At 64.0% G+C, this 24470-nt stretch carries 19 protein-coding genes; 17 read left to right on the top strand and 2 right to left on the bottom strand.

Annotated elements, in window-relative coordinates:
- The first annotated feature begins 19 nt into the window (after nt 1–19).
- From DQ230_RS00800 to recN, 7 genes are all read left to right on the top strand, one after another.
- Nucleotides 20–898: a D-alanine--D-alanine ligase gene (locus DQ230_RS00800; protein ID WP_238987379.1), complete on the top strand. Its 879-nt coding sequence runs from the start codon at nt 20–22 to the stop codon at nt 896–898.
- Entirely contained in the window at nt 895–1761 is an 867-nt protein-coding gene (locus DQ230_RS00795; RefSeq protein ID WP_113910721.1) for a cell division protein FtsQ/DivIB, read from the top strand. The genes DQ230_RS00800 and DQ230_RS00795 overlap by 4 nt, the downstream gene beginning before the upstream one ends.
- The gene (gene ftsA / locus DQ230_RS00790; protein WP_113910584.1) at nt 1758–3092 is read left to right on the top strand and encodes a cell division protein FtsA; all 1335 of its coding nucleotides are present in this window, start codon (nt 1758–1760) and stop codon (nt 3090–3092) included. The genes DQ230_RS00795 and ftsA overlap by 4 nt, the downstream gene beginning before the upstream one ends.
- A 179-nt stretch (nt 3093–3271) precedes the next feature.
- Nucleotides 3272–4969 carry a cell division protein FtsZ gene (ftsZ, locus tag DQ230_RS00785; RefSeq protein WP_113910583.1) on the top strand — a complete coding sequence of 566 codons (1698 nt, stop codon included), beginning with the start codon at nt 3272–3274 and terminating at the stop codon, nt 4967–4969.
- A gap of 272 nt (nt 4970–5241) precedes the next feature.
- Nucleotides 5242–6162 (top strand): UDP-3-O-acyl-N-acetylglucosamine deacetylase, encoded by a 921-nt coding sequence (lpxC, locus tag DQ230_RS00780; protein ID WP_113910582.1) that lies wholly within the window; start codon nt 5242–5244, stop codon nt 6160–6162.
- A 139-nt stretch (nt 6163–6301) separates the two neighbouring features.
- Nucleotides 6302–7189: an outer membrane protein assembly factor BamD gene (locus DQ230_RS00775; RefSeq protein ID WP_113910581.1), complete on the top strand. Its 888-nt coding sequence runs from the start codon at nt 6302–6304 to the stop codon at nt 7187–7189.
- Between the two features lie 119 nt (nt 7190–7308).
- Nucleotides 7309–8958: a DNA repair protein RecN gene (gene recN / locus DQ230_RS00770; protein ID WP_113910580.1), complete on the top strand. Its 1650-nt coding sequence runs from the start codon at nt 7309–7311 to the stop codon at nt 8956–8958.
- A gap of 1350 nt (nt 8959–10308) precedes the next feature.
- Here the strand turns inward: recN and DQ230_RS00765 are convergent.
- Both DQ230_RS00765 and secG read right to left on the bottom strand, forming a co-directional pair.
- A complete protein-coding gene (locus DQ230_RS00765; RefSeq protein ID WP_113910579.1) occupies nt 10309–11952 on the bottom strand; it encodes a CTP synthase in 1644 nt (547 codons plus the stop codon).
- Nucleotides 11953–12138: 186 nt separating this feature from the next.
- Nucleotides 12139–12507 (bottom strand): preprotein translocase subunit SecG, encoded by a 369-nt coding sequence (gene secG / locus DQ230_RS00760; protein ID WP_113910578.1) that lies wholly within the window; start codon nt 12505–12507, stop codon nt 12139–12141.
- Nucleotides 12508–12730: 223 nt separating this feature from the next.
- On the opposite strand from secG, the gene DQ230_RS00755 reads away from it, so the two are divergent.
- The 10 genes from DQ230_RS00755 to murD all read left to right on the top strand — a co-directional run bounded on the left by DQ230_RS00755 (nt 12731) and on the right by murD (nt 24439).
- Nucleotides 12731–14026 carry an adenylosuccinate synthase gene (locus tag DQ230_RS00755; protein WP_113910577.1) on the top strand — a complete coding sequence of 432 codons (1296 nt, stop codon included), beginning with the start codon at nt 12731–12733 and terminating at the stop codon, nt 14024–14026.
- 31 nt (nt 14027–14057) lie between these two features.
- On the top strand, nt 14058–14297 hold the full coding sequence (locus DQ230_RS00750) for a DUF2842 domain-containing protein (RefSeq protein WP_113910576.1): 240 nt from the start codon (nt 14058–14060) through the stop codon (nt 14295–14297).
- A gap of 1014 nt (nt 14298–15311) precedes the next feature.
- Nucleotides 15312–15815, top strand: a complete 504-nt coding sequence (gene mraZ, locus DQ230_RS00745; protein ID WP_113910575.1) for a division/cell wall cluster transcriptional repressor MraZ — start codon at nt 15312–15314, stop codon at nt 15813–15815.
- 3 nt (nt 15816–15818) lie between these two features.
- Nucleotides 15819–16805, top strand: a complete 987-nt coding sequence (gene rsmH, locus DQ230_RS00740) for a 16S rRNA (cytosine(1402)-N(4))-methyltransferase RsmH (RefSeq protein ID WP_113910574.1) — start codon at nt 15819–15821, stop codon at nt 16803–16805.
- Entirely contained in the window at nt 16805–17164 is a 360-nt protein-coding gene (gene ftsL, locus DQ230_RS00735) for a cell division protein FtsL (protein WP_113910573.1), read from the top strand. Before rsmH ends, ftsL begins: the two co-directional genes overlap by 1 nt.
- Nucleotides 17161–18957, top strand: a complete 1797-nt coding sequence (locus DQ230_RS00730; RefSeq protein WP_113910572.1) for a peptidoglycan D,D-transpeptidase FtsI family protein — start codon at nt 17161–17163, stop codon at nt 18955–18957. Before ftsL ends, DQ230_RS00730 begins: the two co-directional genes overlap by 4 nt.
- A gap of 11 nt (nt 18958–18968) precedes the next feature.
- Nucleotides 18969–20468, top strand: coding sequence for a UDP-N-acetylmuramoyl-L-alanyl-D-glutamate--2,6-diaminopimelate ligase (locus DQ230_RS00725; protein WP_113910571.1), 1500 nt, complete (start codon nt 18969–18971; stop codon nt 20466–20468).
- A complete protein-coding gene (locus tag DQ230_RS00720) occupies nt 20465–21904 on the top strand; it encodes a UDP-N-acetylmuramoyl-tripeptide--D-alanyl-D-alanine ligase (protein WP_113910570.1) in 1440 nt (479 codons plus the stop codon). The genes DQ230_RS00725 and DQ230_RS00720 overlap by 4 nt, the downstream gene beginning before the upstream one ends.
- Nucleotides 21905–22987, top strand: coding sequence for a phospho-N-acetylmuramoyl-pentapeptide-transferase (gene mraY, locus DQ230_RS00715; RefSeq protein ID WP_113910569.1), 1083 nt, complete (start codon nt 21905–21907; stop codon nt 22985–22987).
- A gap of 42 nt (nt 22988–23029) precedes the next feature.
- Nucleotides 23030–24439, top strand: a complete 1410-nt coding sequence (murD, locus tag DQ230_RS00710; protein WP_113910568.1) for a UDP-N-acetylmuramoyl-L-alanine--D-glutamate ligase — start codon at nt 23030–23032, stop codon at nt 24437–24439.
- The last annotated feature ends 31 nt before the right edge of the window (nt 24440–24470 follow it).

The raw sequence follows: 24470 nt of genomic DNA, 5'->3' as shown, positions 1-24470 counted from the left end.
CCCCACAGTTGCGGTAATCATGGGCGGCCCGTCAGCAGAGCGTGACGTGTCGCTGTCGTCTGGGCGCGAATGCGCCGCCGCGCTGAGGGACGAAGGCTATAAAGTGGTTGAGGTCGATGCAGGCCCCGACCTTGCGCAGAAGCTGTGTGAAATTTCACCTGACGTTGTATTCAACGCCCTGCATGGCCGCTGGGGCGAGGATGGCTGCGTGCAAGGCATGCTGGAATGGCTGCGCATCCCCTACACGCATTCGGGCGTTCTGTCCTCGGCTTTGGCCATGGACAAGGAGGCGACGAAATCGGCCTACCGTGCCGCTGGCCTGCCGGTGGTTCCCAGTATTCTTGCCAATCGCGACGATGTGCGCGCCCGGCATCCGATGCAGCCGCCTTATGTGGTCAAGCCTTATAATGAGGGGTCATCCGTCGGCGTCTATATTGTGCATGATGCGGCAGATGGCCCGGCGCAACTGTCGGATGATATGCCCGAGCGTGTGATGGTCGAAGCCTACGCACCGGGCCGCGAATTGACCACCACTGTGGTCGGGGATCGCGCGCTGACCGTGACGGACATCATCACCGACGGCTGGTACGACTATTCCGCGAAATACGAGGTTGGCGGATCGCGCCATGTGGTGCCTGCTGAAATCCCGCAGGAGATATTCGATCTGTGCATGGAGTATGCCCTGCGCGCGCATGTCGCGCTGGGATGCCGGGGCGTCAGCCGCACAGATTTCCGCTGGGACGAGGCGCAGGGGCCGGCAGGGTTGATCCTGCTGGAGACGAACACGCAGCCGGGCATGACGCCCACTTCGCTCAGCCCCGAACAGGCGCAGGCCGTGGGCATGACGTTTGGCGCGCTCTGCCGCTGGATGGTCGAGGATGCGTCATGGGGCAGATGAGCGCAAGGAACGATCCGGCGCCGTCGCGCTGGTCCTACCGGATGCAGCGGGTGCTGCTGACGCCGATGTACCGCCGCCTTCTGCGCTTTGGCGTGCCGTTCTGCCTGACGTTTGGCGTGGCCAGTTGGTATCTGTCGGACCCGGCCGTTCAGCAGCGCATGGTGCAAACCTACGAATCCGTGCGCGAACAGATCCAGACCCGCCCCGAATTCATGGTCAAGCTGCTGGCCGTCGAGGGCGCCAGCCCCCGCACCACCGAAGATGTGCGCGCCAGTTTTGGCTACACCCTGCCGCTCAGCTCGTTCGATATGGATCTGGAGGCGGTGCGCGCCGCCATCGAGGATATTCCGGCGGTCGCCAGCGCCGCCGTGCGGGTGCGCCAGGGCGGTGTGCTGGAGGTACGCGTGCATGAACGCCAGCCCGCCGCGCTGCTGCGCGTGCCCAAGGGGCTGATCGTGATCGATGGCGAGGGCGTCGCGCTGGACGCCGTCGCGCACCGCGCCGAACGCGCCAAACTGCTGGTTGTGACCGGCGACGGCGCGCAGGACGCGGTGCCCGAGGCGCTGGCGATCCGCGCCGCTGCCGGCCCGCTGGCGCCGCGCCTGCGCGGCATGGTGCGCATGGGCGCGCGCCGCTGGGACATGGTGCTGGATCGCGGCCAGCGCATCCTGCTGCCCGTGGAGGATCCGGTGCGCGCGCTGGAGCGGGTGATCGTTCTGGACGAGACGCAGAAGATGCTGGAGCGCGATATCGCGGTTGTGGACATGCGATTGGCCGACCGGCCAACGCTGAGAATGAATGAGCCTGCCAGCCAGGAATGGTGGCGCGTGCGAAACTCAAGTGCAGGGATACGTGCAGAATGATCGAACTCTATGAATCCCAACGCGCGATGCGCAACATGCGCCGCGCGGCGATGCAACGCGGTGTCGTGGCTGTTCTGGATGTGGGTACGTCCAAGATTGCCTGTCTTGTGCTGCGTTTTGACGGCGCGGGCCGGCATGATGGCGACAGCGGCATCGGCGCCATGGCCGGGCAGGCGGGGTTCCGCGTGATCGGCGCCGCCACCACCCGCTCGCGCGGTGTCCGCTTTGGCGAGATCGAGGCGATGGCCGAAACCGAACGTGCCATTCGCACATCCGTGCAGGCGGCGCAGAAGATGGCCAATATCCGTGTCGATCACGTCATCGCCTGTTTTTCCGGCGCCGAGCCGCGCAGTTATGGCCTTGCCGGTCAGGTCGAGCTTGAGGGTCATATGGTGTCCGAGCAGGACGTCAGCCGCGTTCTGTCGGCCTGCGAGGTGCCCGATTTCGGCTATGGGCGCGAGGTGTTGCACGCGCAGCCGGTGAACTTTGCGCTGGATCACCGCTCGGGGCTGATCGATCCGCGCGGGCAGATGGGCAATACACTCAGCACCGATCTGCACATGCTGACCGTGGACAGCGCGCCGATCCAAAACCTGGCGCATTGTGTCAAACGCTGCGATCTGGAACTGGCCGGCATCGCCAGCTCGGCCTATGTCGCCGGTATCTCAAGCCTCGTCGAGGACGAGCAGGAGCTGGGCGCCGCCTGCATCGATCTGGGCGGCGGCAGCGCCGGCATTTCGATCTTTATCAAGAAACACATGATCTACTGCGACAGCGTGCGCATGGGCGGCGAGCATGTCACCTCGGACATTTCCATGGGCTTGCAAGTGCCCACTGCCGTCGCCGAACGGATCAAGACATTCTACGGCGGCGTCGTCGCCACCGGCATGGACGACCGCGAGATGATCGAAACGGGCGGCGATACCGGCGACTGGGACCATGACCGCCGCAGCGTCAGCCGCGCCGAGCTGATCGGCATCATGCGCCCGCGGGTCGAGGAAATTCTGGAAGAGGTGCGCGCCCGTCTGGACGCCGCCGGCTTTGATTGCCTGCCCAGCCAGCAGATCGTGCTGACGGGTGGCGGCAGCCAGATCCCCGGTCTGGACGGGCTGGCCAGCCGTATTCTGGGCCAGCAGGTGCGGCTGGGCCGTCCGCTTCGCGTGCATGGATTGCCGCAGGCGGCGACCGGCGCCGGGTTTGCCGGCGCGGTGGGCATGTGCCTGTTTGCGGCGAACCCGCAGGACGAATGGTGGGACTTTGAATTGCCGGTAGACCGCTATCCGGCACGGTCGCTGAAGCGCGCGGTGAAATGGTTCCGGGATAACTGGTGATCGCTAAATGCGGTGCGATCGGCGAAATCCCGCGAAAAGACGTGAAAATCTGTCTATATTTGGTGGTTTTACGATGTTTTTTAGGTGACGATCCGGGCACATCCCGGTAATAATGCGAAATAAGGCAGAAAAATGGCCCGCGAATGTGGGCGCAAGCACAAATACAGGCGGACAGAGCAATGACATTGAACCTCACCATGCCCGGACGCGAAGACCTCAAGCCCCGGATCACCGTTTTCGGTGTTGGCGGTGCCGGCGGTAACGCAGTCAACAACATGATTGAAAAGCAGCTGGATGGGGTCGATTTCGTCGTTGCAAACACTGACGCGCAGGCGCTTCAGCAATCGAACGCGGAAAACGTGATCCAGCTGGGTGTCAAGGTAACCGAAGGTCTGGGCGCGGGCGCACGGGCATCGGTTGGCGCCGCCGCCGCCGAGGAAAGCATCGAACAGATCGTCGATCATCTGGCCGGCGCGCATATGTGCTTTATCACTGCCGGGATGGGCGGCGGCACCGGCACCGGCGCCGCGCCGATCATCGCGCAGGCCGCGCGCGAGCTTGGCGTTCTGACTGTCGGCGTCGTGACCAAGCCGTTCCAGTTCGAGGGCGGCAAGCGGATGAAACAGGCCGAGGACGGCGTCGAGGCGCTGCAAAAGGTCGTCGATACGCTGATCATCATCCCCAACCAGAACCTGTTCCGTCTGGCCAATGAAAAGACCACCTTCACCGAGGCGTTTTCGCTGGCCGACGATGTGCTGTATCAGGGCGTCAAGGGCGTCACCGATCTGATGGTGCGGCCCGGCCTGATCAACCTCGACTTTGCCGACGTGCGCGCGGTGATGGACGAGATGGGCAAGGCGATGATGGGTACCGGCGAGGCCGAGGGCGAGGATCGCGCGATCCAGGCCGCCGAAAAGGCCATCGCAAACCCGCTGCTGGACGAAATCAGCCTGCGCGGCGCCAAGGGTGTTCTGATCAACATCACCGGCGGCACCGATCTGACCCTGTTCGAACTGGACGAGGCCGCGAACCGCATCCGCGAGGAAGTGGACGCCGAGGCGAACATCATCGTCGGCTCCACCATGGACCCCTCCATGGAAGGCAAGATGCGCGTCAGCGTCGTCGCCACGGGTATCGACGCCGCCCCGGCCACGACCGAAATTCCGGTTCCGCGCCGCACCCTGGCCGAGCCGCTGCGCCAATCCACTCCCGCCGAAAAGACCGAGGCCCGCGAGGAGGCACAGCGCCCCGCACCTGCGCCGCAGCCCGAGCCAGTACAGCCCGCCGCCCGCGTCGAAGAGACGCCCGAGCCGTCGCTGTTCTCCGGCATGGACGACGACACGCCCGAACAGGAAGAGCAGATGGAAGAGGTGTTCGAGCCGCGCCAGGAACGTCAGGAGCGCCAGTTCGAGCCGGTGCGCAAGGCGCCCGTGCAGGCCGGAAATGACCTGCCGCCGCCCGCCTATACGCCGCGCGCCGCCCCGTCCGAGTACGAGGAAGAAGAGGAATTGCAGGCCTATGTCGCCCCGCGTCCGGCATCTCCCGGCACGCCATCAGCCGATGCGCTGGCCCGTCTGCACACCGCTGTCGGCAATGCCGCATCGCGCCGCCCCGAAGGCGCCCAGTCGCCGCAGGTGCGCCAGGCACAGCAGCAGCAGGCCCGCAATCCCGAGCCGCAGCCGTCGGCAGAGCGTCCGCGCTTTGGCATCAATTCGCTGCTGAACCGGATGACCGGCCACAATTCCGAAGCCGAGGCGCCGCGCCAGCATCGCCAGCAGCCCAGCGTTCAGGCGCAGCAGCCCGCGCCGGTGCCGCAGGAAGAAGAGCGCGACGAGCAGATCGAAATTCCGGCCTTCCTGCGCCGTCAGGCCAACTAGGCAAAGCGCGCGGATTGTGTCATCTGTGCAGGAAAAGGCCACCTTCGGGTGGCCTTTTTTCGTGATGGCGCGCAGTAACGCCGCGTTTTAACCAGTGGAATTTACATTACAAATCGGCATTGGGCGAATATCCGCCACCGCGGTCCCGGTCATGTTTCAAACCGTTGCAAAGATTGAGTTGCCGCAACGCCGCCCGCGCCTTAAATCTTTGTCAACCACAGCGGCAGGACCAGCTGGTGGATCCCTGAGGCAACATATTTCACGAGGCTCATGTGCAAACCACGGTGACAAAGCCCATTTCGTTCGACGGTGTCGGCCTGCATTCCGGGCGGCCCGCGCGTCTGGTGATCCGTCCCGCAGCGGTGGGTCACGGCATTGTGTTCCGCCGCGTCGATTGCCTGGCCGGGCAATGCGACATTCCTGCACATTGGAGCCACGTCAACCAGACACCGCTGTGCACGCGGCTGGAGAACGCGGATGGCGTTCAGATTTCCACAGTCGAACATATCATGGCCGCGCTGATGGGCTGCGGTATTCACAACGCACTGGTCACCGTTGACGGGCCGGAAGTGCCCATTCTCGACGGCAGCTCGGCCGAATTCGTGCGCGGTATCCTGCAAACCGGTCTGCGCAAGCAGGGGCATCCTGTGCGGGCGCTGCGCGTTTTGCGCCCGGTCGAGGTGCGGCGCGGCAATGCCTGGGCGCGGCTGACGCCGCATGATACGCTGACCATCGAATTCGACATCGCCTTTGACGATGCGGCAATCGGTGTGCAGAAAAAGACGCTGAACATGGCCAATGGCAGCTTTGTGCGTGAACTGGCCAGCAGCCGCACCTTCTGCCGCAAGGCGGATGTGGACGCGATGCGCGCCAACGGCCTTGCGCTGGGCGGATCGCTGACAAATGCAGTCGTGGTGGACGGCGCCAACATCCTCAGCCCCGGTGGCCTGCGCCACCGCGACGAGGCTGTGCGCCATAAGATGCTGGATGCGCTGGGGGATCTGGCGCTGGCCGGTGCGCCGCTGCTGGGGTTCTATCAGGGCCATCTGGCGGGCCATGCCCTGACCAACGATCTGCTGCGCGCGCTGTTCAACACACCCGGCGCGGTTGAATGGGTCACCTGCGACGCCGCGCTTGCCGCCAAACTACCCGGCGCAGGGGTGCATTGGGGCGAAGTGCCGCAAGTCGCGTGATGCGGATCGGGCTATCGCATGGCCGGGCGCCGCTTGGCACAGGCTGGCTAAACGCTGACCGCCTCATGGATTTCTCTGCTGGCACAGGCCGGATGATTAAGCTACAACCGCGTCATCGCGGAAGAAGGGCAGATCAGGCATGACGTTTGGCAGACAGGGCGCAAAACTGCGCGCAACACTGGCGGCAAAACAAGCGGCGAAACTGTCCGGCGCGCTGTTTTTGGCGGCGGCGATCGCGTCGTGCACCGGCATCACCGGCAAGGTAGAGCGCGGCACCGTCGATTATGAGAATTACACTGCACAGCAGATATTTGAACGGGGCGAATTCGACCTTGCCGCGAACAAATTTTCCGTTGCAGCGCAAAGCTTTGCCGAGGTTGAGCGGCTTTATCCCTATTCGGATCTGGCCAAGCGCGCCGTGATCATGCAGGCGTTTTCCCACCATCTCGATCAAAGCTATGAGGAAAGCCGCAGCGCCGCGCAACGCTATATCGATTTCTATCCCACGGACGAGGATGCGGCCTATGCGCAGTATCTTCTGGCGCTCAGCTACTATGACCAGATTGACGAAGTGGGCCGCGATCAGGGCCTGACCTTTCAGGCGCTACAGGCGCTGCGCCGCGTGATCGAAGTGTATCCCGACAGCGAATACGCACGCTCGGCCATGCTGAAATTCGACCTCGCGTTCGATCATCTGGCCGCCAAGGAAATGGAGGTCGGCCGGTATTACCTCAAGCGCGATCACTTCCCGGCGTCAATCAACCGGTTCCGCGTGGTGGTTCAGGATTTCCAGACCACATCGCACACCGCCGAGGCGCTGCACCGTCTTGTCGAAGCCTATCTTTCGCTGGGCCTGAATGACGAGGCACAGACAGCGGGCGCGATTCTGGGATATAACTTCCGGTCGACCCCGTGGTACGAGGACAGCTATAAGCTGCTCACCCGGCGCGGCCTGAAAATGGAAGCGCGCGGCGACAACTGGCTGGCCCAGGTGTACCGCCAGATGGTCAAGGGCGAGTGGCTGTAGGCCACGTGGTTCGGATCGGCGCGATGGGATCCGCGTGTTGCGCGCGGCGCAATGCCCGGCTTGTATCCGCGTCATATTCCCGTAGTTTCACGCCAGAACATCGCAAAAGGCTTTAGCCAATGCTGCGCAGTCTTGATATCCGCGACATGCTGATCATCGACCGGCTGGAATTGACCTTCCAGCCGGGCCTGAATGCGCTGACCGGCGAAACCGGGGCGGGCAAGTCGATCTTGCTGGATAGTCTGGGCTTTGTCCTGGGTTGGCGGGGCCGTGCCGAACTGGTCCGCGCGGGCGCAGATCAGGGTGAGGTGACAGCAGTATTTGACCTGCCCGAAGGCCACGCCGCCCATGCGGTGCTGGAGGAGGCCGGCATTCCCGCCAGCGACGAGCTGATCCTGCGCCGCATCAATACGTCCGAGGGTCGCAAGACGGCGTGGGTCAATGACCGCAGATGTTCGGGCGAGGTGCTGCGCAGCCTGAGCGAAACGCTGGTTGAACTGCATGGCCAGCATGATGACCGCGGCTTGCTGAATGCGCGCGGCCATCGTGCGCTGCTGGACGAATATGGCCAGATGGACCCGCTGCGCGCCGATGTGCGCGGCGCATGGACCGCGCGCCAGGTCGCCGCCAAAGCGCTGCAATCCGCCGAGGATGCGCTGGCCGCGATTCGCGGCGAAGAAGAGTTTTTGCGCCACGCAGTTGATGAAATGCGCGCGCTGGCGCCGGAGCCGGGCGAAGATGCGGCACTGGACGCACGGCGCCGCATGATGCAGGCGGCAGAGCGTGTGCGCGCCGACATCGCCAAAGCTGCTCAGGCGCTGGGCGGGCAGGGGGCCGAAGGCGCGGCTGGTGATGCCTTGCGCTGGCTGGAGGATGCAGCGGCGCAGGTGGGCGGGCAGCTTGACGCGCCGATTGCCGCCTTGGGCCGCGCCATGGTCGAACTGGACGAGGCCGCCCGCGGTGTCGAGCATTGCGCCGAGGCGCTGGCCTTCAACCCGGCCGAACTGGAGGACACCGAAGAACGGCTGTTTGCCATTCGCGCCCTTGCCCGCAAGCACGGCGTCGGTCCTGATGACCTTGGCGAATTTGCCCAAGGGCTGGAAGAACGGCTTGCCGCGCTGGACGCGGGCGATGCCCAGATCGACGCGCTGCGCGCCGATCTGAAACGTGCGGGCAAGCTTTACGATGACGCCGCCGCCACGCTCAGCGCCGCCCGCGCCGAGGCGGCAGGGCGCCTCGATACCGCCGTCATGGCCGAACTGGCCCCGCTCAAGATGGAGCGCGCCGTGTTCCAGACGGTGATGACCGAACAGCCCCCCGGCCCGGACGGCATTGACGAGGTCGCGTTTCGCGTGGCCACCAACCCCGGCGCGCCGTCCGGCCCGCTGGCGAAACTCGCCTCGGGCGGCGAGCTCAGCCGCTTCTTGCTGGCGCTCAAAGTGTGCCTGACCGGCGCCCAGCCCGGCCTGACGATGATCTTTGACGAAATTGACCGCGGCGTAGGCGGCGCCACTGCGGACGCCGTCGGTCGGCGGCTGGCCGATCTGGCGCAGGGCGGGCAGGTGCTTGTCGTGACGCACAGCCCCCAGGTGGCAGCCTTGGCCGCCCACCATTGGCGCGTGGAAAAACGGGTGGAGGATGGCGTGACACTATCCACCGTGACCCCGCTGGACGCCGTGCAGCGCGTGGACGAAATCGCGCGCATGCTATCCGGCGATACCATCACCCCCGCCGCGCGCGCCGCCGCCGAGGCGCTGATGGCCGGCTGACACGGCGCGGGGCAAGTCTATGTCAAGTCCGAGTTGTCAGGAAAAGCCGGACCCGGATCGGCCGGATAGAAAGGATGATCGCCGGTCCTTGCGCCGCAGGTCTTGAGCGCTTGCAGGTGTTTTGTCACACGCTGCACGGTTTCAGCCGGTTTTTGGATTTCTCCGAAAAGTTACACAATGAAATCAATGATACCAAAGCGAAGATATGCGGATGATCCGGATTTCCCATCGGGTTGGATCGTCGCGTCGCTCTTGGTCAAATCGTCATTTATAACCGGCGCAAGGGGCGTCTGGTTATTTGCCGCTCGCGGTCTTGGGGGTGTCGTTCCGGTCCACTGTCGGAACCTCCCCGAAACGTGAAAAGCGGTACGGATATCTCGGAACCTGTCCGACGACACGTTATCCGCCCTAGCGCGCCAGAACGCCAGTTAAAGCGTATGTTTGTCGAATCATCAAGCTGCATGGCAGGGGGTGCAATCTCAACCAACGCCGTGTCAGGCCCCAGACCGGGACATTTCGGTGAAATGCCGTTTCGAGTGCGCCGCGAAGACACTGCGCGCTTGTCTCTTGAAAGCAGTCGCGCCAGCCCGGTGCCCGCCCAGTGCCGGCGTGCCCGCCAAGGGGCGATGTCTCGGCAACATGTTTGTCGAACGCCTGTGGCGGTCTCCAAACTACGAACGCGACCTGGGATGCGGATCAAGTTCCACACCCCAAGCGACCGCATAGCCCAATACAGTCGCCCGGTAAGACAACGCTTCGCGGTCCCGTGCCTTCCTTCATTTCCCTGAGCGGCGAAATCGCATCGTGGATGCCGGTGCGGTCGATAGGCGCCGCTCCAAGCGTGGGCCGAACAGTCGCTGCTTCACCATATCGCGGCCTCCGCAAAGATCGCGGCACGCGCCCTTTGCCGCGATCCGGGCATTGCCAAGCGTGAAAGCAAAGACAAGTCTCTGATCCGCCTATCGGCGCCTGCCCCAGGGGGAAAAGGCAAAACTCTGGCGCCTGTCGGCACTCTTCACAAATCAAAGACGAGTCCACCGGCCCGTAGTTTCCTGCCGCAATTCCCTTCACCTGCACCGCTTTCAGCGTGTTCGCACTCCGCGCCAGCCCGCCAACGCATGGCTGCAACATGTCCTGACTTCGGCCGGGGGCGCTTGGGAGGCGCAACGCATCGGGATCAAAGCAGGGCTTGAAACCGCGAGCGTCCCGATGCCAACTGATCTGATCCACATGGCCTCAAGCCATCCATACGGCGGGAATATGTCCCGGAAGATGAAAGCCGGGGCGCGCCGCCCTGTTTTTTCTTGGTCCAAATACCCAAAATCCGACAGAAACCGCGCGCGCCGCATTTTAAACGAGGCGCGACGTTTCAACGGCGGCGCGCACGAAATCGTCAAACAGCGGATGGGGCGCGAAAGGTTTGGATTTCAGCTCGGGGTGGAACTGCACGCCGATAAACCAGGGGTGGTCGGCCCATTCCACGATCTCCGGCAGGCGTCCGTCGGGGGACATGCCGGAAAATTGCAGGCCGCATTCCTCCAGCTGGTCGCGGTATTTCACGTCGACTTCGTAGCGGTGGCGATGACGTTCCTCAATCGACGTGGTGCCATAGATTTCCGCAACGCGGCTGCCCTCTTTGAGCGTGGCGTCATAGGCCCCAAGGCGCATGGTGCCGCCCTTGTCGTCGGTCACTTTGCGTTTGACCTTGGCGTTGCCCTGCACCCATTCCTTCAGATGATAAACAACCGGCTCGAATTTTTTGGCGCCGGGGATGAGCTCGAACTCTTCGGAGCCGGCATCGGCAATACCCGCGACGTTGCGCGCCGCCTCGATCACGGCCAGCTGCATACCAAGGCAGATGCCCATATAAGGGATCTTGCGTGTCCGGGCGAATTGGGCCGCCTTTATCTTGCCCTCGGTGCCGCGCTCGCCAAAGCCGCCGGGCACGAGGATCGCGTGAAACCCTTCCAGATGGCGCGCCGGGTCTTCGGTGTCAAAGACTTCGGCATCGACCCATTCGACGTTGACCTTGACGCGGTTGGACATGCCCCCATGGGTCAGCGCCTCCTTGATCGACTTGTACGCATCCTCAAGCTGGACGTATTTGCCGACGATCGCGACATTCACTTCGCCATCGGTCTTGTAGATCCGGTCGGCCACGTCCTGCCACACGGTCAAGTCGGGGCGAGGCGCGGGGGATATCTGAAACGCGTCCAGCACGGCCTGATCCAGACCTTCGCGGTGATAGGCCAGCGGCGCCTCGTAAATGGATTTCAGGTCATAGGCCGCGACCACATGTTCCTTGCGTACGTTGCAGAAGAGGGCGATCTTTTCCCGCTCCTTTTCCGGGATCGGGTGTTCGGAGCGGCAAACCAGAATATCGGGTGCGATGCCGATGGATTGCAATTCCTTGACGCTGTGCTGGGTCGGCTTCGTCTTCAGCTCGCCGCTGGCTGCCAGGTAGGGCAGCAGGGTCAGATGCATGAAGATGCACTGCCCGCGCGGCTGGTCATGGCTGAACTGCCGGATTGCCTCGAAAAAGGGCAGGCCCTCGATATCGCCCACGGTGCCGCCGATTTCACACAGCATGAAATCGACCTCGTCGGCGCCGATCGCCAGGAAATCCTTGATCTCGTTGGTGACATGCGGGACGACCTGGATCGTTTTGCCCAGATAATCGCCGCGCCGTTCCTTCTCCAGCACGTTGGAGTAGATCCGCCCGGAGCTGACCGAATCTGTCATGCGCGCGGGAACGCCGGTAAAGCGTTCGTAATGGCCCAGATCCAGATCGGTTTCGGCGCCGTCATCGGTGACGAACACCTCGCCATGTTCGAACGGCGACATCGTGCCGGGATCGACGTTCAGGTAAGGGTCCAGTTTGCGCAGGCGGACCGAAAATCCGCGCGCCTGAAGCAGCGCCCCCAGCGCGGCAGAGGCCAGCCCCTTGCCCAAGGAGGAAACAACACCGCCAGTAATAAAGATGTAACGTGCCATTGGCAGGCATTCCCCCCGTGATAGTGGCCCAAACCGGAGCCTGAATTTATGCAAATGCGGGTTCAAGAAACCGCTGCATCACGGGACTTGAGCCATAGAGGATAACTGCGGCATGCGCAACCACGCCGCACGACTGATCGTGCCGGTCAGGTCAGGCCATCGCGCGGCCTGACATGTGATGTGATATTATTCAGCGGTGGGCAGCAGGGGGGCGTTCGCGTCGCTTTCGTCCTGCGATTGCAGCGGCGATGTGCCCGGTGCCGGATCGGCGGGTGCCTCATCCCGGCGGGGCGCCTCGATGATGCGGTCCAGAACCGAAGAGCCGGCGGAATTGCTGGCGGCGATGATGGTCAGCGCCATGGAGGTGCAGATGAACGCACCGGCCAGAACCCATGTCAGCTTGCCCATGGCGGTGCCTGCCGAGCGTCCCGCGACACGGCCACCGCCGCCACCGCCGCCCATGCCCAGACCGCCGCCCTCCGACCGTTGTAGCAGCACGACGCCGATCAGCGTCAGCGCCAGAAGAAGGTGGATGATGAGAACGACGTTTTCCATTGAGCGGCCTGCCGGGTAGGAGAAATCTGAGGACGTGTTGCGCGCTATCTAAGGAATTTCCCCGCCCCCCGCAACCCGGCATCGGCGGGGCCGCGCCGCGCGTGCGGCTCTTTTGCGCTGAAAACAGCGGGGCGCACGCGGCGCCGCGTGCTTTAGAGGTTTCGCCCCCCGGCGCGCATCGCTACAAGGACGCGGGTTTTACCGTATAGATAAGAGGTCCAGCATGGCAAACGTGGTCGTCGTAGGCGCCCAGTGGGGCGACGAAGGCAAAGGCAAGATTGTCGATTGGCTGAGCGAGCGCGCAGACGTCATCGCGCGGTTTCAGGGCGGCCATAACGCCGGTCACACGCTGGTCGTCGATGGCGAGGTGTACAAGCTGAATGCGCTGCCCTCGGGCGTGGTGCGCGGCGGCAAGCTGTCGATCATCGGCAATGGCGTGGTGTTGGACCCGTGGCATCTGGTGGCCGAGATTGCCAAGATCCGTCAGCAGGGCGTCGACATCAGCCCCGAAACACTGATGATTGCCGAAAACACGCCGCTGATCCTGCCGATCCACGGCGAGCTGGATCGCGCCCGCGAAGAGGCGGCCTGCACCGGCACCAAGATCGGCACCACCGGGCGCGGCATCGGCCCTGCCTATGAGGACAAGGTTGGCCGCCGGTCCGTGCGCGTTGCCGATCTGGGCGATCTGGCGACGTTGGAGGCGCGGGTGGACCGCGCGCTTCAGCATCACGGGCCGCTGCGCAAGGGGCTGGGGATCGAGCCGGTGGACCGCGACGCGCTGATCCGGCAGCTGCGCGATATCGCGCCCGAAATCCTGCAATACGCGCAGCCGGTGTGGAAGGTGCTGAACGACAAGCGCAAGGCCGGCAAACGTATCCTGTTCGAGGGCGCGCAGGGCGCATTGCTGGATATTGATTTCGGCACCTATCCGTTCGTGACCTCCTCCAACGTGATTGCAGGGCAGGCGGCAACCGGCGTGGGTGTCGGCCCCGGCGCGATCAACTACGTGCTGGGCATCGTCAAAGCCTACACCACCCGCGTCGGCGAAGGCCCGTTCCCGACCGAGCTGGACGACGATAACGGCCAGCGGCTGGGCGAGCGTGGGCGCGAGTTTGGCACTGTCACGGGCCGCAAGCGGCGCTGTGGCTGGTTTGATGCCGCGCTGGTTCGCCAGACCTGCGCGACATCGGGCGTCAAGGGTATCGCGCTGACCAAGCTGGACGTGCTGGACGGGTTCGAGACGCTGCGCATCTGCACCGGTTACGAGCTGGATGGCGAGCGGCTGGATTACCTGCCGACCGCCGCAGACCGGCAGGCCCGCTGCAAGCCGATCTACGAGGAGATGCCGGGCTGGAGCGAATCGACCGAAGGCGCGCGCAGCTGGGCCGATCTGCCGGCGGGCGCGATCAAATATGTGCGCCGGGTCGAAGAGTTGATCGAATGTCCCGTCGCACTACTCTCAACCTCACCCGAGCGGGAAGATACCATTCTGGTGACAGACCCGTTTGCAGACTGATAATTTTGCGCAGCGAACAAGGAGAAACGGCATGCCACTCAGCTATAAGGCGCGCAGGCGCTGGTCCCTTGTGATTTTGCTGATTGGCCTGCCGATCTACATTGTGGCGGCGATCAGCCTGATCGCGTGGTTGCCGGATCTGCCGGGATGGGTGACGTTCATTGTTTATGTCGCACTTGGCTTTGCCTGGATGGCTCCACTGAGGTTCGTGTTTCTCGGAATAGGCCAGGCGGACCCGGATGCGCCCAATTCCGAGGCCGGATTTCGGTGACAGGTTGGGCATTGGGTATTTGTCCCAAGAAAAAGCACCTTTAGCGAAAACAAGCATACGGCGCGCATGTTGCCGCGCCTGAAGCTCGGCGCGCTTACAGGCGGGCAAACGGATTCCGGGCCGACAGGCTGGGGGCCGGGGATCTGGGCGGCGACCCGATGCTATGGTCCGGCGTCGCCGCGCGCGAGATGGCGTGATCAATGACGTTGTGCGCTGTGCGAATGTTCAATTCCCCAACGCATCGTCGTCGGCCGGATCGCGTGATTCTGATTGCGGCGGGCGACACGTCTGGCGCGACGGACCTGATTTTCATTCAACACCATGCAGGAGGATGTCGGTCGGTAGCGATTGTGCCGGGTCGCTGTGGGAAATCGTGGGACGGGGCGCTGCGCGGATGGGCCCGGATGGAGTGCGGTTATGGAATCGGAGGGGGGAATCGCCGGTAAGGCCGATTCTTTCTACGGATTCGGCGATGGGTCAGAGCGGATTCTGATTTTTCACCAGAGGTGATTGTGCGGATTAGTGGCATCTTGGCCATAGATCGGGAATTCACGGGAAAAACTTTGGTCACCTTCGATGCCACAAGATGTAGTGAAATTACTGGAATTTATAGCTAGGTTCTGCGTTTGATCACAGATCCGTGTCACATGATCTTGTTTTGTACTCCTGTGGATAACTATATGATGTGGCTGTGGTGGTGATTTAAGAGTTGCGTCCCATAAATTCCCATGGCATCCCTGTAAGCGTGATGAGGACGGGACGACAAACAAAGGGACGCTAAACGATCCCGAACAATAACAACCAAAGTCAGGTTTCATACAGGCATCCGCCTTCATCCAACAAAGAGATCCGGCGCGCGAGCGAGCAGACATCCCCCCAGGTGGCGCGCGCAGTCGGACACCCCGCCAAGAGCGGGACGAGGGCGACGGATTGGGCAGTGGCAGCCGCTCAATCCGTCGTTTTCGTTTAAAGAGGCGATTTCGACCAAACGAGGCAGGGCAAGGGGCCGCATACGTGGCACGCAGGTTCAGAGGTGAAAGCCACCACAAGGTGGACAGCAAGGGCAGGGTTTCGATCCCGGCCCTTTTTCGCCGTGTGATCGAGGCGTCTGATCCCAACTGGACCGACGGCCTGCCGCCCGAACTGGTCATCGTCTACGGCGATCACCGCCGCAATTATCTGGAATGCTATACCGTTGATGCGATCAGCGAAGTCGATGACAAGATCGACGCTCTTCCGCGCGGCTCGATGGAGCGCAAGATGCTGCAGCGGCTGTTTCACGGCCAGTCCTTCCCCACCACTGTCGATGAGACCGGGCGCCTTGTGCTGCCCGCCAAACTGCGCGCCAAGATCGGGCTGGAGAATGAGGCGTTTTTCATCGCCGCCGGTGACACCTTCCAGATCTGGAAGCCCGAGACATACGAGACGGAGGAGGCCGCCAAGACCGAGGAATGGCTGGACGATCTGCCCGAGGATTTCGATCCGCTGGTGTTCCTGGATGGCGCAAAGGGGGACTAGGCGATGTCTGCTGACGCTCCGGACGCGGCCCCGCATATTCCTGTTCTGATCGCGCCGCTGATTGCGGCGGCGGCGCCGGTTTCCGGCACTTGGCTGGATGGCACGCTGGGCGCCGGCGGTTATGCGCGCGCGCTGCTGAAGGCCGGAGCGGATAGGGTGATCGGGATTGACCGCGATCCCATGGCGCTGGAGATGGCGCAGGAATGGGCCGCGCCCTACGGCGACCGGGTGAAGCTGGTCGAGGGGGTGTTTTCCCGGCTGGACGCGTATGCGACGGATCTGGACGGTGTGGTGCTGGATCTGGGCGTCAGCTCGATGCAGCTGGATCTGGCAGAGCGCGGCTTTTCCTTCATGCGCGACGGGCCGCTGGATATGCGGATGAGCCAGGGCGGGCCAAGCGCCGCGGATCTGGTGAACGGGATCGAAGAGGGCGCGTTGGCCGATATCCTGTATCTTTACGGTGAAGAGCGGGCCAGCCGCCGGATTGCCAGGGCGATTGTGCGCAGCCGCGATGCAGCCCCGATCACCACGACGCTGGAATTGGCCGGTATTATCGAGAAGTGCCTGCCAAGGTCCAAGCCGGGCCAGGCACATCCCGCAACGCGCAGTTTTCAGGCGATCCGCATTGCGGTAAACGGCGAATACGGCGAGCTGATCGGCGGGCTGCAGGCGGCAGAGCGCGCGCTGAAGCCGGGCGGTGTGCTGGCCGTTGTCACCTTTCATTCGATCGAGGACCGCATGGTCAAACGTTTCTTGCAAGATCGCAGCGACGGGGGCGGGGGCGGCAGCCGCTACGCGCCGATGCAGGAAGCGACCGCACGGCAATTCACATTGAAAAGCCGCAAGGCAATTACAGCAGACGCGGCCGAGCTGGCGGCGAATCCGCGCGCGCGCAGTGCCAAGCTGCGCGTCGCGCTGCGCACGGAAGCGGCGCCGGGCGTGACGGATCGCAAGGCACTGGGTATGCCGCTGCTGAAAGGGGGCAAGTGATGCGCAGTATATTGTATGTTTTCAGTGCGCTGGCCGTCATCGGGCTGGCCTACTGGGCCTATAGCGAGAACTATCGCACGCAAGCTGCGATCAGCCATGCAGAGCGTCTGGAAAACCGTATTTCGACGGCGCGGCAGCGGCTGCGCGTTCTCAATGCGGAATGGGCCTATCTGAACCGCCCGCAGCGTTTGCGCGAGTTGGCGGATATCAACTTTGACCGGCTGGGGCTGCTTCCGCTGGAGGCCGAGCAATTCGGGCGGATCGATCAGGTGGAATACCCGCCGGAGGTGGATATGCGCATCGATTTTTCGGACTCGGTGGAGGTGTCCAGCGATAACGATGCGGAGCTTTTGCCATGATCCGTACCCCCCTGCGCCCGCTGGCGCGCATCCTGCCGGCCCGCGCCAAGGGCGAGAATCCCGACGCGATTGAACGCGAGAATATCCGCCTGCGCCAAGAGGCGCTGCGCGACAAATCACGCCGCCGCGCCGAGGGGCGGCTGCTGGTTTTGGGCACCATGTTTTTTTGCGCCTTCGGCGTCATCGGCCTGCGCATGGGCGTTCTGGCGCAAACCGAACCGGCAGAGCCGCGCGCGAGCGCGGCGGGTGCGGGCATCCTCGCGCAGCGCGCCGATATAGTTGATCGCAAGGGCCGGATTCTGGCCACGAATTTCGACACGCACAGTCTTTATGCCCAGCCGCAGCAAATGATCGAGCCGGAAAAGACCGCAGAGCGGCTGGTCAAGATTTTTCCCGATCTCAAGGAAGACCGGCTGATCCGTGATTTCACCGGCAAGCGCAAGTTCCTGTGGATCAAGAAGAAAATCAGCCCCGAGCAGATGCAGGCCGTGCATGATATCGGCGAGCCGGGGCTGCTGTTCGGCCCGCGCGAGATGCGGCTGTATCCCAACGGCACGCTGGCCGCGCATGTGCTGGGCGGTGCCGGATTTGGCCGCGAGGGCGTGCATGCTGCCGAGGTGATCGGCGTGGCGGGCATCGAGAAATACTATGACGAGCGTCTGCGCGATCCGGCGCAAAACCACGAGCCGCTGACGTTGTCGCTGGATCTGCCGGTGCAGGCCGCGATGGAGCGGGTTCTGGCCGGCGGTATGAGCATCATGAACGCCAAGGGTGCCGCCGCCATCCTCATGGATGTGCAGACCGGCGAGATTGTGTCGATTGCGTCCTTGCCCGATTTTGATCCCAATGACCGGCCGCGCCCTCTGGTGCAGGGGGTTGCCGCCGACAGTCCGCTGTTCAACCGCGCGGTTCAGGGCGTGTACGAGCTGGGCTCGACCTTCAAGATTTTCGCCGCGGTGCAGGCGATGGAGCTTGGGCTGGTCAACGCCGATACCATCATCGACACCGCAGGCCCGATGCGGGTGGGCGGCTTTCCCATCGGCGAGTTTCGCAACAAGAATTACGGCAAGCTGAGCGTGTCCGAAATCATCGTCCAAAGCTCGAACCGCGGCACCGGGCGGCTGGCCTTGCAGATCGGAACAGAGCGGCAGCAGGATTTTCTGAAAAAGCTGGGCTTTTTTGACGCCGTCGATTTCGAAATGATCGAGGCGAGCGGCGGCAAGCCGCTGGTTCCCAAACGCTGGACGGATCTGTCCACCGTCACGATTTCCTACGGCCACGGCCTATCCTCAACGCCGCTGCATCTGGCTGCAGGTTATGCTGCGATTGCCAATGGCGGCCGCTACGTCAAGCCGACCCTGCTCAAGCAGGAAGGCCCGGTTGAGGGCACGCGCGTGATGTCCGCCGAGGCCGCGCGCGAGGCGCGCGATATGCTGCGCCGCGTTGTCACCAGCGGCACCGCCAGCATGGGCGAGGTGCCGGGCTATGCCGTTGGCGGCAAGACCGGCACCGCCGACAAGCCCCGCGCGAATGGCGGCGGCTATTACGAGGACAAGGTGATCGCAACCTTTGCATCGATGTTCCCGGCGCATGATCCGAAATACGTTCTGATCGTCACGCTGGACGAGCCGGTGGAAACATCGGGCGACAAGCCGCGCCGCACCGCCGGCTGGACGGCGGTGCCGATCTCGTCGGAAATCGTGTCGCGCGTCGCGCCGCTGCTGGGTATGCGCCCCGAGATTGAACCTGCCGCGCTGGTTGATATAACGCTGACATCAATGGATGGCGATTGAGCGGGGCAGGCATGGCACAGGCGCAGGCAAAGACACTGGCGGATCTTGGTCTTGCCGCCAAGGGCGGCGCGCAGGCGCGCATCACCGGACTGGCGGTCGATAGCCGCAAGGTGGCGCAGGGCACGCTGTTTGCCGCACTTCCCGGCAGCCGCGTTCACGGCGCCGAATTCATTCAATACGCGCTGCGCATGGGCGCCAGCGCGATCCTGACCGATAACGAGGGCGCGCGCATTGCCTCGGATGTACTGGATGCCTCGGACGCCGCGCTGGTCGTGACCGAAGATCCGCGCGCCGCGCTCGCCTTTGCCGCCGCGCTGTGGTTCGGCGCCCAGCCCGAGGTGATGGTGGCCGTCACCGGCACCAACGGCAAAACCTCGGTCGCCAGCTTTACCCGCCAGATCTGGCAGGCGCTGGGGCTGGAGGCGATCAATGTCGGCACCACCGGGGTCGAGGGCAGCTATGCCGCGCCGCTGGCCCATACCACGCCCGATCCGATCACGCTGATGCGCGTCCTGGCCGAGGCCGAAGCGGCGGGCGTCACCCATGCGGCGATGGAGGCGTCCAGCCACGGGCTGGAGCAGCGCCGCCTTGACGGGGTGCAGCTGATGGCGGCGGCGTTTACCAACTTCACGCAGGACCATCTGGATTATCATCACACGTTCGAGGCGTATTTCGACGCCAAGGCCGGCCTGTTCACCCGCGTCCTGCCCGAGGGCGGCGTGGCGGTGATCAACATGGACGATTCCAAAGGCGCCGATATGGCCGATCTGGCCGAGGCGCATGGCCATGACGTGTTGCGCGTGGGCCGGGCCGGGGGCGCGCATCTGCGCCTTCTGGGGCAGCGGTTCAATCCGACCGGGCAAAGCCTGCGCTATGAATGGATGGGCGATCCGCAGCAGGTGGAACTGCCGCTGATCGGCGGCTTTCAGGGCGAAAACCTGCTGCTGGCGGCGGGGCTAGCCATTGGCGCGGGGTCCGACGCGGCGCGCGTGTTCGATGTGCTGGGCGACATGCGCACCGTGCGCGGCCGGATGGAGCTGGCCGCAACGCGGGCCAACGGCGCGGCGGTGTTCGTCGATTTCGCCCATACCCCCGATGCGGTGGCCACCGCCATTCAGGCGCTGCGCCCGCATGTGATGGGCCGCCTGGTGGCGATCATCGGCGCGGGCGGCGACCGCGATCCGGGCAAGCGCCCGCTGATGGGACAGGCCGCTGCCGCCCATGCCGATCTGGTGATTGTGACCGATGACAACCCGCGCAGCGAAGATCCCGGCGTCATCCGCGCCGCCGTCATGGGCGGCTGCCCGGATGCCTCGAACGTGGGCGACCGGGCCGAGGCCATCCTGCGCGGCGTCGATGCACTGGGGCCGGGCGATGCGCTGCTGATCCTTGGCAAGGGCCATGAAAGCGGTCAGATCGTCGGCAGCGATGTGCTGCCCTTTGACGATGCCGAACAGGCCAGCGTTGCCGTCATGGCGCTGGACGCCGCCGAGGCGGGGGACCGCGCGTGACCCTTTGGAGCGCCGCCGATGCCGCTGCCGCGACAGGCGGTCAGGTGCAGGGCGACTGGCAGGCAGGTGGGGTGTCGATTGACACGCGTACACTGCGCCCCGGCGATCTGTTCGTTGCGCTGAAGGCCGAGCGGGACGGCCATGATTTCGTCGCCGCTGCCCTGGCCAAGGGCGCGGCCGCCGCTCTGGTCAGCCATGTGCCGGACGGCGTTGCACGGAACGCGCCGCTCTTGATCGCGCCGGACGTTCTGGCAGCTTTGGAGGCGCTGGGCCGGGCCGGGCGGGCGCGCACGGGCGCCCGCGTCGTTGCTGTCACCGGGTCCGTCGGCAAGACCTCGACCAAGGAAATGCTGCGCGAAGTATTGTCGCGTCAGGGCCGCACCCACGCCGCCGAGGCCAGCTATAACAACCATTGGGGCGTGCCGCTGACGCTGGCGCGGATGCCGCAGGACACCGAATTCGCGGTGATCGAAATCGGCATGAACCACCCCGGCGAAATCGCACCGCTCAGCCGCATGGCGCGCCCGCATGTGGCGATGATCACCACCGTCGCCGCCGCCCATCTGGAAGCGTTCGAGAATATCGACGGTATCGCGCGCGAAAAGGCGGCGATCTTTGACGGGCTGGAGCCGGGCGGCGCCGCCATCGTCAACGCCGATCTGGACACGACGCCCATTCTGCTGGAGGCCGCGCAGCGCGCGGCTGCGCGGATCGTCACCTTCGGCGCCAAAGGCGAAGCCTACCATCTGGAGACGGCGCAGCTTAGCAATGATTGCACCGTGGTGCGTGCCGCGATTGATGGCGCGCCTGCGGTGTTCAAGATCCTCAGCGCCGGGCGCCATTTTGCGATGAACGGCCTTGCCGTGCTGGCCGCCGTCGATGCGCTGGGCGGCGATACCGGGCTGGCCGCGCCGGACCTTGCCCATTGGCAGCCGCCCGCCGGGCGCGGCACGCGCGAGGTGGTCCAGCTGGACAGCGCCCATGAGGACTGGACGATCGAGCTGATCGACGATGCTTTCAACGCCAATCCCACATCCATGGCCGCCGCGCTGGAAGTGCTGGCCGCCAGCGCGCCGCGCCATGATGTCGGGCGCATCTCCAAGGGGCGCCGCATTGCCATTCTGGGCGACATGCTGGAGCTGGGCGCGACCGAGGCGGACATGCACCGCGCGCTGGCGGACCTGCCGCACATCGCCGCGCTGACAACCGTACATTGCGTCGGCCCTCGTATGCGCGCGCTGTGGGACGCGCTACCGCGCGCGCAACGCGGCCAGTGGTTTGAGCGCGCAGAGGATCTGGCGCAGCGCGTGCATGACGTGATAGACGCGGGCGATGTGCTGCTGGTCAAGGGATCGAAGGGCAGCAAAGTCAGCAAGATTGTCGACAGCTTGCGCAAGTCGGGGCGGGCAGACCGTTCCCATGAAAGGGATGATTGAATGTTCTATTGGCTCACCGCCCTGTCCGACGGCGGCGATTTTTTCAATCTGTTCCGCTACATCACTTTTCGCACCGGCGGGGCATTCCTGACGGCGCTGATTTTCGGTTTCCTGTTTGGCCGTCCCCTGATCAACGTGTTGCGCAAACGCCAGGGCAAGGGGCAGCCCATCCGCACCGACGGACCCGAAGGGCATTTCGTCAAGGCCGGCACGCCCACCATGGGCGGGCTGCTGATTGTCGGCGCGCTGCTGACATCGACGCTTCTGTGGGCGCGGCTGGACAATCCGTTCATCTGGATCGTGCTGTTTGTCACCATGGGATTTGGCGCGATCGGCTTTGCCGATGATTACGCCAAGGTGTCGAAACAAAACCACGCCGGCGTGCCGGGCAAGCTGCGCCTTGCGCTGGGGTTCCTGATCGCGGCCATCGCGGCCTACTGGGCGGCGGTCTATCACCCCGAAGCGCTGCAATATCAACTGGCTATGCCGGTGTTCAAGAATGCGCTGATTGATTTGGGATTCTTCTTTATCCCCTTTGCGATGATCGTCATCGTCGGTGCGGCCAACGCTGTGAACCTGACTGATGGTCTGGACGGGCTGGCGATCATGCCGGTGATGATCGCCGCCGCCACACTGGGCGTGATCGCCTATGTTGTCGGGCGGGTCGATTTCACCACCTATCTGGATGTGCATTACGTCGATGGCACCGGCGAAATCCTGATTTTCGTCGCGGGCCTTGTCGGTGGCGGACTTGGGTTTTTGTGGTACAACGCGCCCCCGGCTGCCGTGTTCATGGGAGACACCGGCTCGCTCGCGCTTGGCGGAGCGCTGGGCGCCATCGCCGTGGCCACCAAGCACGAAATTGTCCTGGCCATTGTCGGCGGCCTTTTCGTGGTCGAGGCGCTGAGCGTGATTGTCCAGGTGCTGTACTTCAAACGCACCGGCAAGAGGGTGTTCCTGATGGCCCCCATTCACCACCATTACGAGAAAAAGGGCTGGTCGGAGCCGCAGATCGTCATCCGTTTCTGGATCATCTCCCTGATTTTGGCGATGATTGGTCTGGCAACGCTGAAGGTGCGGTAACGCCATGTTCAAGGGTGACTTTGCAACGCGCTGGAGGGCGCAATGATCCCCGTTCGCGGATATGACGGCGCGCGGGTGGCTGTTCTGGGCCTTGGCAGGTCCGGCCTTTCTGCGGCGCGCAGCTTGCGGGCGGGTGGGGCGCTGCCGGTCTGCTGGGACGATAATGACGCGGCGCGCGACCGGGCGGCAGCCGAAGGGTTCGACCTGCTGGACCTCACGCGCGAGGGCGCCTTTCACGGCATTGCCAGCCTGATTGTCAGCCCCGGTATCCCGCATCTGTATCCGGCGCCAAACCGCGTTGTCGCGGCGGCACAGGCCGCGGGCGTTCCGGTGGATAATGATATCGGGCTGTTTTTCCGATCCTTTGCCGGCGCCGAGTGGGCCGATTTTGACCAGCCGCCCAAAGTCATTGCGATCACCGGGTCAAACGGCAAATCCACCACATCTGCGCTGATCCACCACATCCTGTCCGAGGCCGGGCGCGACGCGCAACTGGCGGGCAATATCGGGCGCGGGGTGCTGGACATCGACCCGCCCGAGGATGGCGGCGCGGTCATATTGGAACTGTCCAGCTACCAGACCGAACTGGCGCGCGCGCTGACGCCGGATGTCGCCGTGTTTACCAACCTCACCCCCGATCATCTGGACCGGCACGCCGGTCTTGGCGGATATTTCGCGGCCAAGCGGCGCCTGTTTGCCGAAGGCGGGCCGGACCGTGCCATCATCGGCGTCGATGAGCCCGAGGGCCGATTTCTGGCCGGGCAAATGTCCGAGGGGGCAGGGGATGACCGTGTCATCCGCATTTCCGTCACGGAAAAATTGACTGGCCCCGGCTGGCAAGTCTTTGCGCGCAAGGGGTTTTTGTCCGAATACCGCAAGGGGCGGCAGGCAGGCAGCATAGATTTGCGCCCTATCAAGGGGCTGCCCGGCGCGCATAACCACCAGAACGCCTGCGCCGCCTATGCCGTTTGCCGCACCATGGGCCTTGCCCCGCGCGTGATCGAGCAGGGAATGCACAGCTATCCGGGCCTGCCCCATCGCAGCCAGATCGTGGCCGAGGCGGGCGGCGTCACTTACGTGAACGACAGCAAGGCGACAAATGTCGATAGCGCGCTCAAGGCGCTACAGGCGTTCGACCGTATCCGCTGGATCTGCGGCGGGCTGGAGAAGGAGGGCGGCCTGGCGGCGCTGGCCCCGGCGTTGGGGCATGTGACCAAGGCGTATGTGATAGGCCGCGAGGCGGCGCATTTCGCCTTGGGTCTGGAGGGTGTGCAGGCCGAGATCTGCACCACGATGGCCGACGCGGTGCGCCGCGCGCATTGCGATGCCCAACCGGGCGAGACGGTTTTGCTGGCACCTGCGGCGGCCAGTTTTGATCAATATGACAGTTTCGAGCAGCGCGGCGACGATTTTGCCGCATGCGTCCATGCGGCACTCCGCTCTGGTCAATAGGGGCGGCGCGGGTTATCTGAACGGCAAAGGA

It is taken from the genome of Roseovarius dicentrarchi, from assembly GCF_003316635.1.
Lineage (GTDB): Bacteria > Pseudomonadota > Alphaproteobacteria > Rhodobacterales > Rhodobacteraceae > Roseovarius > Roseovarius dicentrarchi.
Note: the sequence above shows the minus strand (reverse complement) of the source record. Positions and strands in the feature narration are given on the sequence as shown.